We start from the raw sequence: 13,063 nt of genomic DNA, 5'->3' as shown, positions 1-13,063 counted from the left end.
GGTCGGCGAGTTCCGTCGGCCCGCTTCGAGGGGGCCGGGGCCGACGGTGGCTGTTCGTCGGCCGGCCGCGCCGGTGCCGGGTGGGGGCGGGGGCCCTCCGGCCGTCCCGCCACGTCGGCGGCGCCCGAGGCTGGGTGTACGGGGCCGGGGATCGCCGCCGCCGCGGGCCGCCCCCGCGCCGGTTCGGTCGCCGCCGCCGTACCCGGCTCCGGGTGCCCGGTCGCCCCCACCGTGTGCGACTCGGCCGCCGCCGAGCCCGGTATGTGCCCCTCGGGCATGTGCCCCTCCCTGTCCGTTCGGTCCGCCACCTATGCTCTCAGCTCGTACGACGTGGGCGGGGTCACCACCGCGCCCAGGGGCCTAGGACAGGGGTGGCGATGGCGCGGGACGACGGACGGGTGCGGTGGGGGATTCTGGCGACCGGAGGGATCGCCGCGAGCTTCACGGCCGATCTCGTCGATCTGCCGGACGCCGAGGTCGTGGCGGTCGCGTCGCGCAGCGAGCAGTCGGCGAAGGCGTTCGCCGAACGGTTCGGGATACCGCGGGCGTACGGAGAGTGGCGCGCGCTCGCCGAGGACGAGGACGTCGACGTGGTGTACGTCGCCACGCCGCACTCGGCGCACCGGGTGGCCGCCGGGATGTGTCTGGAGGCGGGCCGGGGTGTGCTGTGCGAGAAGCCGTTCACGCTGAACGTGCGGGAGGCCGAGGAGCTGGTCGCGCTGGCGCGGGGGCGCGGGCGGTTCCTGATGGAGGCCATGTGGATGTACTGCAATCCGCTGGTCCGGCGGCTCGCGGAGCTGGTGCGGGACGGCGCGATCGGTGACGTGCGGACCGTGCAGGCGGACTTCGGGCTGGCGGGGCCGTTCCCGCCGTCGCACCGGCTGCGGGACCCCGCGCAGGGCGGAGGGGCGCTGCTCGACCTCGGGGTGTACCCGATCTCGTTCGCACAGCTGCTGCTCGGGGAGCCCTCGGACGTCACGGGGAGAGCGGTGCTCTCGGACGAGGGCGTCGATCTCCAGACGGGAGCACTGCTCACCTGGGAGAGCGGCGCTATCGGTTCGGTGCACTGCTCCATCGTCGGCGGTACGGCCACCTCGGCGTCGGTCACCGGCTCCCGGGGCCGCATCGACATTCCGAACGGCTTCTTCTACCCGGACCACTTCGTGCTGCACCGCGACGGCCGGGAGCCGCAGACCTTCGCGGCGGCCCCGGCCGACGGTCCCCGCAACAGCTTCCGGCACGAGGCGACCGAGGTGATGCGGGCGCTGCGGGCCGGCGAGACCGAGTCCCCGCTGGTCCCGCTGGACGGCACCCTCGCCGTGATGCGGACGCTCGACGCGATCCGGGAGCGCGTCGGCGTCCGCTACCCCGGTGAGGACGGCCGGCGGGACGGCGACCTGGTGGCTACACCGGCGTGAGCCCCGGGTTGCCCGCCTCCATCGCGAACGAGGCGACCGTCGTGAGGCCGGCGTCCGGTGTCGTCACGTACGGCAGGGCGTGGAAGTCGGCGCGGGCCTGCGTCCGGCCGAGGGAGACCGTCAGATAGCCGCGGCGGCCGTTGTAGAACCGCATGTGCGGGTTGGCGGCCATGTACGTCTCCCAGTTGGCGGGCTTGTCGGAGCCGTTGCCGCCGCTGCTGACGGAGGTGGCGACGAGTTCCGCGCCGACGGTGCGCGAGGAGCGGTCGTCGAAGTCGCGCTTGATGTCGAAGGCGTAGCCGACGTGGACGTCGCCGGTGAGGACCATCAGGTTCGCGATGCCGGCGTCCTCCGCGCCGGCGAGGAGGCGTTCGCGGGAGGCCCGGTAGCCGTCCCAGGAGTCCATCGACACCTTGTAGGTCTCGCCGACGGCGTTGCGGCGCTGGGAGAACACGACCTGCTGGGGGACGACGTTCCAGATGGCGTCGGAGTCGGCCCAGCCGTCCAGCAGCCACTGCTCCTGCTCGTCGCCGGTGATCGAGCGCGCCGGGTCGGCGGACTCGGGGCCGGGGATCTGCCAGCCGTCGCCCTGGGCCTGGTTGTCGCGGTACTGGCGGGTGTCGAGTATGTCGAACTGGGCGAGGCGGCCCCAGGTGAAGCGGCGGTAGAGCCGCATGTCGGGGCCGTCGGGCCGCTGCCGGCGGCGCAGCGGCTGGTTCTCCCAGTAGGCGCGGTAGGCGGCGGCGCGGCGCAGCAGGAACTCCTCGGGCGGGCTGTCGTGCTCGTCGTTGTCGCCGGCGTAGTTGTTCTCGGTCTCGTGGTCGTCCCAGGTGACGACGAAGGGGTGCGCGCGGTGCGCGGCCTGGAGGTCGGGGTCGGTCTTGTAGAGGGCGTACCGCAGCCGGTAGTCCTCCAGGGTGACGGTCTCGTGGTTGAAGTGGGCGGGCAGGACGCGGTCGGTGTAGTTGCGGGCGCCGCCGGCGGCGTTCACGGCGTACTCGTAGAGGTAGTCCCCCAGGTGGAAGACGACATCGATGTCCTCGTTCGCGAGGTGCCGGTAGGCGGTGTAGTACCCCTGGTCGTACCGCTGGCAGGAGACGGCCGCGAAGGAGAGCCCGGAGACGCCGCTCAGATGGCCGCGTCCGGGGGCGGTGCGGGTGCGGGCGGTGTCGCTGATCCAGGAGCCGGCGCGGAAGCGGTAGTAGTACTCGCGGCCCGGGTCGAGGTAGGGGACCTCGACGTGGACGGTGTGGTGGAACTCGGGGTGGGCGATGGCCGCGCCGCGTCTGACGACGCGCCGGAAGTCCTCGTCGCGGGCTATCTCCCAGCGGACGATGACGCGTTCGGCGGGCATACCGCCGTCGGGCTCGTACGGTTTGGGGGCGAGCCGGGTCCACAGGAGCACGGAGGTGGGCAGCGGGTCGCCGGAGGCCAGGCCGAGGGTGAAGGGGTTCTCGGTGATGTGGCGCGGGTCCAGTTCGGCGGCGGCCGCGGCGCCCGCCGCCGGGAGGTTGGTGGCGAGGGCGAGCGCGGCGGCGGCGCCGGTGAGGGTGAGGAAGCGGCGGCGGTCGAAGTGGCGTGCTGCGGCACGCAGTTCGGCCGAATGGGACGAGTGCGGCCGGGTCGCCCTGTGGGCTGCGTGGGTCATCTGGCCTTCTCCTGAAGGTAGTTGTCCATGAGCATTGGAGTGGCCAGGTTCGACGATCTTCTGTCCCGTACACAACAGCCAGGTGGCGGACGCATGAGTTCCATATGTCCGGCCCCCGCACGCCCGGTCCGGCGCGCCCCCGCCTGCCCGGTCCGCCGCGCCCCCGCCTGCCCGGTCCGCCGCACCCCGCCTGCCCGGTCCGCCGCGCCCCCTCCCTTACGCTGCGGGCCCATGAGGACCGAGGGAACGAAGATCGCGATCGTGACGGGTGCGGGCTCCGGTATCGGGCGTGCCGTGGCCCTGGAGCTGCTGGCCTCCGGGTGGTCGGTGGCGCTGGCGGGGCGCCGGGAGGAGAAGCTGGTCGAGACGGCGGACGGGGCGCCCCGGGCGCTGAGCGTCCGCACGGACGTCTCACGGCCGGAGGAGGTGGCGGCGCTGTTCGCCGCCGTGCGGGAGCGGTTCGGGCGGCTGGACCTGCTGTTCAACAACGCGGGGACGTTCGGGCCGGGCGGGGTGCCGGTGGAGGAGCTGGACTACGCGGCCTGGCGGCATGTGGTGGACACCAACCTCAACGGGGCGTTCCTGTGCGCCCAGGCGGCGTACCGGCAGATGAAGGAGCAGGACCCGCGGGGCGGGCGGATCATCAACAACGGCTCCATCTCCGCGCACACACCCCGCCCCCACTCGGTGGCCTACACGGCGACCAAGCACGCGCTGACGGGGCTGACCAAGTCGCTCTCGCTCGACGGCCGGCCGTACGGCATCGCGGTGGGGCAGATCGACATCGGCAACGCGGCGACCGACATGACCGAGCGGATGAGCCGGGGCGTTCTCCAGGCGAACGGGCAGCTCATGGCCGAACCCGTGATGGACGTCGCCGATGTGGCCCGCACGGTCCGACACATGGCGGAGCTGCCCCTGGAGGCGAATGTGCAGTTCGCGACGGTGATGGCGACGACGATGCCGTACGTGGGGCGCGGCTGAGCCCTGCCGGGCCACTGGTCCAGGACTCAACCTGCACAAACGGAAGCTGCTACTCCGGGCTATTCGAGCACGTGGGAGTCATATGCTCATCACTCCTCCACCGGAGCTTCACATCTTGGCTTCACAGGTGGAGGAGACGGCTTCCGTCACCACACCGAGGGGGGAGGGGGCAGCCGTCCCGTGCCCCGGAAGGGGGCGGACCTCGCGTGGGACCGCGAGGTGTGCACCGGAGCACGGGACGGTTGCCCCGCCATACCGCCCCGCCACCGTTGCCCCGCCATACCGCCCCGCCGCCCCGCCGCCGTGCGGGCGGCTCAGCGCCCCAGGATCCGGTCGACCTCGGCCAGTTGGTCCGCGGTGAGCGGCCCCTTCGCGAGGGCGCCCGCGTTCTCCTCCGCCTGGGCGACCGAGCGGAAGCCGGGGATGGGCACGGTTCGCGGGCTGCGGGCCCAGATCCAGGCGAGGGCGCCCTGGGCGAGGGTACGGCCCTCGCTGGTGAGGATCTCCCGCAGGGCCTCGACCCGGCCGAGCCACTCGGGGTCCGCCCCGCCGTCCGCGGTGAAGCCCGGCAGCCAGGCGGGCGGGGTGCTGCGGATGTCACCGGCCGCGAGGGCGCGCCCCGGGGTGTGCTTGCCGGTGAGCAGGCCCATGGCGAGAGGGCTGCGGTTGACGCTCGCCAGGTCCGACTCCTCGCACAGAGAGAGGAGTTCGGGGGCGTCCTGGAGGATGTTCAGCCGGTGCTGTACGGCCGTGCAGTGCGTGCCCTTCGCGAACACGGCGGCCCGGTGCGGGTCGTCGGTGCTCCACGCGTACGCCCGGATCAGGCCCTCGCGGACGAACTCCTCGCACATGTCGCGGAGTTCGGCTGCCCGCTCGGGGTCGGCGTCGGAGAGGTGGAGCTGGTAGAGGTCGACGTGGTCCGTGCCGAGGCGGTCGAGGGAGGCGGTGAGGGCGCGGCGGGCGTGGGCCGGGGTGTCGTCCTGTCCGGTGAGGGTGCGGGTGCCCTCGTCGAAGACGTTGCCCCACTTGGTGGCGACGACGACGTCCGCGCGGCGCCGGCCGAGAGCGCGGCCGAGGACGCGTTCGCTGTGGCCCGCGCCGTACACGTCGGCCGTGTCGAAGAAGGTGACCCCGAGGTCCAGGGCGCGGCGCACGGCCCGTACGGACTCCTCGTCGTCGACCCTGCCCCAGCCGAGCGGCTGCCCGTCCGCGGACTGCCACTCGCCGCCGATGGCCCAGCAGCCGAAGCCGAGGCCGCTGACCTGGATACCGCTGCGGCCGAGGGTCCTGGTGTACGTGTTCGTCTCCATGACCGAGGACGGTAGGAGTTGGAGCGCACACGAAGGCAAGCCCTTGCGGAGAAAAGCTTCGTGGACGGGCCGGCGGTCAGGCCTGGCCGGTCTCGAAGCGGGAGATCCTGCCGTCCTCCGACACCGTGAAACGCCAGGCGGTGCGCATCTCGCCCCAGGTGTCGTTGCGGTAGGTGGCGACCAGGGCGCGGCCGCCGTCGGACTCGCGCTGGACCTCCATGTGGCCGTGGGAGGAGAAGATCTCCCGGTCGGTCCAGTCCGCGAGGTCCCGGTCGGAGCCGTCGTCCGACATGGTCGCGTCGTCGGCGAGGAGGGCCATGAAGGCGTCGCGGTAGTGCGCGTTCACGGCGTTGACGAAGGCGCGGACGGTCGGGTCACTGAGTCTGGCGGGTGCGATCGTCATGCCGGTCAGCCTCACACCGCGGGGACGCGCCCGCCACCGGAGGCGCGCGGCGGGGTGGGCAGTGCGAGACGGGCACCCGCACGACGGGGGCGTGGCGGGCGCGGGACCCGGCCTCACGGGCCGCACCACTCGAACGGCCGCGCGGGCGGCCCCCTCGGCGGGTCGTCGGTGCGACCGTGGATACGCGGGAGGGGAAACCGTCCGATCGCCACCGTCCGTTCCGGGAGTCACCGTGACCACATTCGACCGACGTGACCTGGGCCTGCTGCTCCTCCGCTTGGGCGCGGGCGGGGTCCTCGCCGCGCACGGGACGCAGAAGCTGTTCGGCTGGTTCGGCGGGCACGGCATCGAAGGGACCGGCGCCTTCATGGAGTCGGTGGGCTACGCGCCGGGCAAGGCGAGCGCCACCGCCTCGGGCCTGGCCGAGACGGGCGGCGGCACTCTGCTCGCCCTCGGCCTCGCCACCCCGGCCGCCGGTGCCGCCGCGGCCGGCGCCATGGCGGGCGCCGCCGCGGTGCACACGCCCAACGGCTTCTTCAACGCGAGCGGCGGCTACGAGTACGCCGCGACCCTGGGCCTGGCCGCCGCGGGACTGGCGATCGCCGGCCCCGGCAGGCTCTCCCTGGACCACGCGCTCGACCATGTCGTCGACCGGGGCTGGATGGTCCCGTCGGCGCTCGCCTTCACCGCCGCCGCCACGGCGCTGGTGATCGGCGCGCGGACCAAGCGCGTGCGCCGGCAGAAGGAGGGCGAGCAGGAGCCGTTGTTCGAGGAGTGACCCCCTGCTCCGTGCGGGCGTGACAAGCTGCGTCCATGCCCATGAACGAGCGGAGCGACATCCCCGACGACCTCTGGCAGTCCGTGGAACTGCTCCACTCCTGGCTGGAGTCGAACCGTGTGCACGACGGGCGCGAGCTGTTGCTGCTGCGGCTGCTGAAGCTCCAGGAGGAGGTCGGCGAGGTCGCCGAGGCGGTGATCGGCGTCACGGCGTCCAACCCGCGCAAGGGCACCACCCACACCTGGGACGATGTGCGGTCCGAGCTGTGCGACGTGATCATCACGGCGATGGTGGCGTTGCGCACCCTCGCCCCGGACGCCCGCGAGGTCCTCGCCGCCCATCTCGCCGGGGTCGCGGACCGCTCCCTGAACCCCCGCCGTGGCTGACCCCGCCGTGGCTGACGGCGCGTCCTGAAGGCGCGGCGGGCCGGCGCGCCCGGGCGCCGTACCCGTCATACCGGGGGGTGATCCGGTGGCCGGGTCGTACTGCGTTCCGAGTAGGCGGGATTGTCGGCAGCCGCACGACGACCCGGAGGGGGCCGGAACGGGAGTCTGTGCAGGTATCCCAGACATCTGACGTGGAGACCTGCGCCCCATGGCAACCTTCCTCTATCGGCTGGGCCGGCTGGCCTTCCGCAAACGCTGGTACGTCACCCTCGTGTGGGTGGCGGTCCTCGGTGCCGTCGGTCTCGGCGCCGCCCGGGCCCCGGGAGCCTCCGACGAGGAGTTCTCCATGCCGGGCATCGAGTCCCACAAGGCGTTCGACCTGCTGGAGGAGCGCTTCCCCGGCATGACGGCCGACGGCGCCACCGCCCGGGTCGTGTTCGTCGCGCCCGGCGGTGAGAAGGTCACCGCCGCCGGGAACAAGAAGGTGATCGAGGAGACCGTCGCCGATCTGGCCGACGGTTCGCAGGTCGCGAGCGCCGTCGACCCGTTCCGGGCGCGGGCCGTCAGCCAGGACGGCTCGACGGCGTACGCGACCGTCACCTACGAGGTCGGCCCCGGCGAACTCTCCGACGCCGGCAGGACCCACCTGGAGAGCGCGCTGCACCGGGCCCAGGACGCCGGGCTGACCGTCGAGGCGGGCGGCGACGCGGTGTCCGAGCGGGGCGGCGCGGGCGGCGCTGCGGAGGTGATCGGTGTCGCCATCGCCGCCGTCGTCCTGCTCGTCACGTTCGGCTCGCTCGCCGCGGCCGGGCTGCCGCTGCTGACCGCCCTGATCGGTGTCGGCGTCAGCATGGCTGCCATCCTCGCCCTGTCCTCCGCGCTCGGCCTGTCCACCACGACCGGCACCCTGGCGATGATGCTGGGCCTCGCGGTCGGCATCGACTACGCCCTGTTCGTCGTCTCCCGCTACCGCGAGGAACGCGCCAAGGGCCGTACGCCCGAGGAGGCGACCGCCCTCGCCACCGGCACCGCCGGATCGGCGGTCGTGTTCGCCGGGCTCACCGTCGTCATCGCGCTGGCCGGACTGTCCGTGGTCGGTATCCCGATGCTGACGAAGATGGGGCTGGCCGCCGCCGGAGCGGTCGTCGTCGCCGTGCTGATCGCGCTGTCCCTGGTCCCGGCCGTCCTCGGGTTCTGGCCCAACGCGGTACTGGCCCGCAAGGCCCGCGGGAGCGGCCGGCTCACGGAGGGCGGCGACAACGGCGGCACCCGCTGGTCCCGGTTCGTGCTGCGCCGGCCCCTGCCCGTCCTGCTGCTCGGTGTCATGGGTCTCGGTGCGCTGGCCGTACCGATGACCGACCTCCAGCTGGGCATGCCCGGCGACGAGGCCAAGCCGACCTCCACCACCGAGCGCCGCGCCTACGACGCGCTCGCCGAGGGCTTCGGGCCCGGTTTCAACGGCCCGCTGACGATCGTCGTGGACGCCCGGGGCACCGACGACGCCAAGGGCGCCGCCGAGACGATCGCGAAGGACATCGGCGCCACCGAGGGCATCGTGTCCGTCTCCCCCGCGCGCTTCAACGAGTCCGGCGACACCGCCGTCTTCTCCGCCGTACCCGCCACCGCGCCGACCGACGAGAAGACCAAGGACCTGGTGAAGGCCATCCGGGACGAGCGACCCGGCATCGAGTCGGAGACGGGCGCGACCTACGAGGTCACCGGCAGCACCGCGCTGAACATCGACATCGCCGACAAGGTGCAGTCGGCGCTGGTCCCGTATCTGCTGGTCGTGGTCGGCCTCGCCGTCCTGCTGCTGCTCGTCGTGTTCCGCTCGCTGCTCGTGCCGCTCAAGGCCGCCCTCGGCTTCCTGCTGTCGGTGCTCGCCTCGCTCGGCGTGGTCGTCCTGGTCTTCCAGCAGGGCCACGGCGCGGAACTGCTGGGCGTGGAGCAGACCGGCCCGATCATGAGCCTGATGCCGATCTTCCTGGTGGGCATCGTCTTCGGCCTCGCCATGGACTACGAGGTGTTCCTCGTCTCCCGGATGCGGGAGGCGTACGTCCACGGCGACCGGTCCGACGAGGCGATCACCAGCGGCTTCCGGCACAGCGCCCGGGTGGTCGTGGCCGCCGCCCTGATCATGATCGCGGTGTTCGCCGGGTTCATCGGCGAGAGCGACTCCATGATCAAGATGATCGGCTTCGGGCTGGCCTCGGCGGTCCTGTTCGACGCGTTCGTCGTCCGGATGGCGATCGTGCCCGCCGTGCTCGCGCTGCTCGGCGACAAGGCGTGGTGGCTGCCGAAGTGGCTGGACCGCGCGCTGCCCCGCGTCGACGTGGAGGGCGAGGCGCTCAGCCGCCGGCCCGAGGCGGAGCCCGGCCCGGCCGAGCCGGCCGAACCCGCGGTGGCCCGCACCTGACCCGACCGCCCCGGGGCCGTCAGCATCCCCCCAGGGAGCCGTCCGCACCACCCCCCACGGGGCCGTCCGCACCACCCCCCACCGGGGCCGTCCGTGGCGAAGACCACGGACGGCTCCCAGGGTGTTCGCCCCCGACGTCGACCACCATGGTCCCCAGTCCCACCGACCGGAGTCCCGATGAGCATCAGCCTGGACCGGCGCTACGCCGACCGCCTGGAGGAGTTCTCCGAGAGCCACCGCTTCCTCATCGATCTGACGATGGCCGCGATGCTCATGGCGTGCGCGACCCTCGGCAGCGCGCTCACCCTGCCCGGCGCCGACCCGCCGGACCGGGACAACGTCGGTGTCGCCGTCATGGGCGTGTCCTGTCTCGCCCTGCTCAAGCACCGCACCCACCCCCGCACCACCCTGATCGTCACGGCGCTGTGCACGATCGTCGCCGTCGTCCAGGGCTATCTGGTCACCCCCCTGCTGCTGGCACCGGTCATGGGGGGCCTGTACTGGCTGGCCGCCCAGACCGACCGGCGCACCACCCGCGTCTACGGCCTCGTCACCATCGGGGCGACGACGCTCGCGGCGGTGCTCGCCGACTCCATGGACCACCTCTCCCTGCTGATCAGGACGATCGGCCCCGTCTTCTGGCTGCTGCTGCCCCTCGCCACCGGCAAGGCGACCCAGGTGCGGCGCGCCTACCTGAAGTCGGTGCAGGCGCGCGCCGAGCACGCCGAGCGCACCCGTGAGGAGGAGGCCCGCCTCCGCGTCGCGGAGGAACGGATGCGCATCGCCCGCGACCTCCACGACGTGGTCGCCCACCATCTGGCCCTCGCCAACGCCCAGGCGGGCACCGCCGCGCACCTCACCCGCACCGACCCCGAGCAGGCACACCGGATCCTCACCGATCTGACCGCCACCACGTCGTCGGCGCTGCGCGAGCTGAAGGCCACCGTCGGGGTGCTGCGCCAGCCCGACGACCCCGAGGCGCCGCTCGCCCCCACCCCCGGCCTGGGCCGGCTGCCCGACCTGGTCGCCGCGTGCGAGTCCGCCGGTCTCATGGTGACCGTCACCACGGAGGGCCCTCCGGGGCGGCTCGACCCGGGTGTGGACCTGACCGCGTACCGGATCGTGCAGGAGGCCCTGACCAACGTCAGCAAGCACACCGCCGCGGACACGGCGCGGGTCCGTCTCACCTACGAGGAGTCCCATCTGACGATCACGGTCACCGACGACGGCGGCGGCGCGGCTCCCGCGGCCGGCGCATCAGGCACGTCAGGCACGTCCGACGCGGCTCCAGCGTCCGACGCGTCCGGCGCGTCCGGCAACTGCCGCGGCTTCGGCCTCATCGGCATGCGCGAACGCGCCCAGTCCGTGGGCGGCGCCCTCAGCGCGGGTCACCGGCCCGAAGGGGGCTTCGAGGTCACCACCGATCTTCCGCTGCGCCCCCGCCCCCGCACCCCACAGCTCGAACGGGAACCGACCGCATGACCATCCGTGTGCTGCTCGCCGACGACCAGGCCCTGCTGCGGGCGACCTTCCGCATCCTCATCGACTCCTGCCCGGACCTGGAGGTCGTCGGCGAGGCCGCCGACGGACGGGAGGCGGTCGACCTCGTCCGTGTCCACCGTCCCGACGTGGTCCTCATGGACATCCGGATGCCCGGCACCGACGGACTCACCGCGACGGCCGTGATCTGCGCCGACGAGGACCTGTCCGACACCCGCGTGCTGATCCTGACGACCTTCGAGATCGACGAGTACGTGGCCCAGGCGCTGCGGGCCGGCGCGAGCGGCTTCCTCGGCAAGGACGTCACCGCCGACGTCCTCCTCGACGGCATCCGCACGGTCGCCGCCGGGGACTCCCTGCTCTCCCCCACCGCCACCCGCACCCTGATCACCCGCTTCCTCACCGCCCCCGCCACCGGCACCCCGCTGACCGCCCCCGAGCGGCTCGCCGCCCTCACCTCCCGGGAACGCGAGGTGATGTCCCTGGCGGCCGAGGGCCTGTCCAACGACGAGATCGCCGAGAAGCTCTACGTCAGCCCGCTGACCGTGCGCACGCACATCCACCGGGCCATGACGAAACTGGGCGCCCGCGACCGGGCCCAACTGGTGGTGATGGCCTACCAGTCGGGCCTGGTGCAGGTGACACCGCCGGAGTGAGGTGCCGGGGGCGGGAGGGACGCGGCGCCTACTCCATGTAGAAGGTGGCGTCCTGCCGGTCGAGCGTGGTGCTCACCGGCTGGGTGTAGAGCAGGTTGTCGTAGTGCCGGATGTAGCGGCCGGGGAAGTTGGACGACTCGAACGACACCCCGGCCGCGGAGTCGGCGAGACCGGCCCGCCGGTGGAAGGAGGCGTCGGCGTCGAACAGAGCCGTACCGTCGTCCTTCTCCACCCACAGCTCGTTGTTCTTGTGGCGGAGGTAGTAGCCGGGGAAGTTCGCCGACTCCAGCGACACCGTGCCGTTGCCCGCGAGGCCGGGGACGATCCGGAACTGCGAGTCGGCGAGGTTGGTGACGTCGCCCTCCAGCTTCGCGCGGTACTCCCAGTGCCGGATGAACTTGCCCGGGTAGTTGTACGAGGAGAAGCGCACCGGGGTCACCCCGTCGGCGACGGGGATGCCGAAGTTGGGGGTGCCGTCGGCGTTCCAGTACAGCTTCTGGTAGCGGGTGCGGCGGTTGGGGTCGTTGAGCGGGTCACCGCTGATGTTCTTGTAGTCGCGGTCGTGGTAGACGAGGATGTCGGACTTGCCGTCCTCGGAGACCGTGAAGGTGTTGTGGCCGGGGCCGTACTGGCCGGTCCTGTCGTTGCTCGTGAAGACCGGGGTGGAGGTCTTGCTCCAGGAGGCCGGGTTCATCAGGTCGGCGGTGGCGCCGGCGGTCAGCAGGCCGAGGCAGTAGTTGGCGTCGGTGGCGCTGGCCGAGTAGGCCATGAAGACCTTGCCGTTCTTCTGCAGGACGGCCGGGCCCTCGTTGACGCGGTGGCCGACGGTCTCCCAGGAGTACTCGGGCTTGGAGATCATCACCGGGCTGCCGCTGATGGTCCAGGGGTTGGACATCCTCGCCAGGTACAGATTGGTGCCGCTGCCGACCGCCGGGTCGTTCTGTGCCCAGCTGAGGTAGCGGGTGCCGTTGTGGGTGAAGGTGGTGGCGTCCAGCGAGAAGGTGTCCAGCGGCAGGCTGATCCGGCCCTTCTCGGTCCAGGTGCCGGTGAGCGGGTTGGCGGAGCTGGACTCCAGGACGTACGGGCGGATCTTCCAGATGTCGTTGGAGGCGCCGGCCGCGAAGTACACGTACCACTTGCCGTCGATGAAGTGGATCTCCGGGGCCCAGATGTGGGCGCCCATGTCGCCGCTGGCGTGCTTGGTCCAGATGGTCGTCTCCGGGGCCGTGGCGAGGCCCTGGAGGGTGGTGGCCCGGCGCATCACGATCTTGTCGTAGGCGGGGACGGTGGCCGTGAAGTAGTAGTAGCCGTCCGTGTGTTTGTAGATGTGCGGGTCGGCCCGCTGGAGCGCGATCGGGTTGGTGAACGTCACGGCGGGGGAGGCGGGCGCGGCGGCCTGGGCGGGGGTGGTCACACCGGTGAGGACGGCGAGCGCCGCCGCCGCGGCCACCACCATCCGTCTGACGAGTCGTCTCATGTTGGGCGGCCCTTCGCGGTCGGGGTGCGGGTGGAGCGGACAGGCGGACGGCTCCGGCGTACGTGACACCGGAGCCGTCCGCCGGTC

Annotated in this window: 11 protein-coding genes; 7 read left to right on the top strand and 4 right to left on the bottom strand. The window is 72.5% G+C overall.

What is annotated here, in order from left to right:
* The first annotated feature begins 377 nt into the window (after positions 1 to 377).
* The gene (locus tag ACZ4Z2_RS12995) at positions 378 to 1,418 is read left to right on the top strand and encodes a Gfo/Idh/MocA family protein (protein WP_468075239.1); all 1,041 of its coding nucleotides are present in this window, start codon (positions 378 to 380) and stop codon (positions 1,416 to 1,418) included.
* Here ACZ4Z2_RS12995 and ACZ4Z2_RS12990 read toward each other — a convergent pair.
* Positions 1,405 to 3,066 carry an alkaline phosphatase D family protein gene (locus ACZ4Z2_RS12990; protein ID WP_468075238.1) on the bottom strand — a complete coding sequence of 554 codons (1,662 nt, stop codon included), beginning with the start codon at positions 3,064 to 3,066 and terminating at the stop codon, positions 1,405 to 1,407. The two genes, ACZ4Z2_RS12995 and ACZ4Z2_RS12990, sit on opposite strands and share 14 nt — an antisense overlap.
* 231 nt (positions 3,067 to 3,297) lie before the next feature.
* On the opposite strand from ACZ4Z2_RS12990, the gene ACZ4Z2_RS12985 reads away from it, so the two are divergent.
* Positions 3,298 to 4,050 (top strand): SDR family oxidoreductase, encoded by a 753-nt coding sequence (locus ACZ4Z2_RS12985; protein ID WP_468075236.1) that lies wholly within the window; start codon positions 3,298 to 3,300, stop codon positions 4,048 to 4,050.
* Between the two features lie 314 nt (positions 4,051 to 4,364).
* Here the strand turns inward: ACZ4Z2_RS12985 and ACZ4Z2_RS12980 are convergent, their stop codons facing one another.
* Positions 4,365 to 5,360 (bottom strand): aldo/keto reductase, encoded by a 996-nt coding sequence (locus tag ACZ4Z2_RS12980; RefSeq protein WP_468075234.1) that lies wholly within the window; start codon positions 5,358 to 5,360, stop codon positions 4,365 to 4,367.
* 76 nt (positions 5,361 to 5,436) lie between these two features.
* Positions 5,437 to 5,763, bottom strand: coding sequence for a nuclear transport factor 2-like protein (locus ACZ4Z2_RS12975; protein ID WP_468075232.1), 327 nt, complete (start codon positions 5,761 to 5,763; stop codon positions 5,437 to 5,439).
* Between the two features lie 232 nt (positions 5,764 to 5,995).
* Between ACZ4Z2_RS12975 and ACZ4Z2_RS12970 the strand changes: the two genes are divergently transcribed.
* The 5 genes from ACZ4Z2_RS12970 (at position 5,996) to ACZ4Z2_RS12950 (ending at position 11,499) form a co-directional block, all read left to right on the top strand.
* Positions 5,996 to 6,541 (top strand): DoxX family membrane protein, encoded by a 546-nt coding sequence (locus ACZ4Z2_RS12970; RefSeq protein WP_468075230.1) that lies wholly within the window; start codon positions 5,996 to 5,998, stop codon positions 6,539 to 6,541.
* A 41-nt stretch (positions 6,542 to 6,582) separates the two neighbouring features.
* Entirely contained in the window at positions 6,583 to 6,927 is a 345-nt protein-coding gene (locus ACZ4Z2_RS12965) for a MazG-like family protein (protein ID WP_468075495.1), read from the top strand.
* Positions 6,928 to 7,135: 208 nt separating this feature from the next.
* Complete coding sequence (locus tag ACZ4Z2_RS12960) at positions 7,136 to 9,343, top strand: MMPL family transporter (protein ID WP_468075228.1); 2,208 nt, start codon at positions 7,136 to 7,138, stop codon at positions 9,341 to 9,343.
* A 177-nt stretch (positions 9,344 to 9,520) separates the two neighbouring features.
* Positions 9,521 to 10,825, top strand: a complete 1,305-nt coding sequence (locus tag ACZ4Z2_RS12955; RefSeq protein ID WP_468075226.1) for a sensor histidine kinase — start codon at positions 9,521 to 9,523, stop codon at positions 10,823 to 10,825.
* Positions 10,822 to 11,499 (top strand): response regulator transcription factor, encoded by a 678-nt coding sequence (locus ACZ4Z2_RS12950; RefSeq protein ID WP_468075224.1) that lies wholly within the window; start codon positions 10,822 to 10,824, stop codon positions 11,497 to 11,499. The genes ACZ4Z2_RS12955 and ACZ4Z2_RS12950 overlap by 4 nt, the downstream gene beginning before the upstream one ends.
* Positions 11,500 to 11,527: 28 nt before the next feature.
* Here the strand turns inward: ACZ4Z2_RS12950 and ACZ4Z2_RS12945 are convergent, their stop codons facing one another.
* A complete protein-coding gene (locus ACZ4Z2_RS12945) occupies positions 11,528 to 12,976 on the bottom strand; it encodes a family 43 glycosylhydrolase (RefSeq protein ID WP_468075222.1) in 1,449 nt (482 codons plus the stop codon).
* Positions 12,977 to 13,063: the final 87 nt, after the last annotated feature.

Source organism: Streptomyces sp. NPDC030183, from assembly GCF_055573455.1.
The sequence above is the reverse complement of the archived record's forward strand: the minus strand, read 5'-3'. Positions and strand labels throughout refer to the sequence as shown.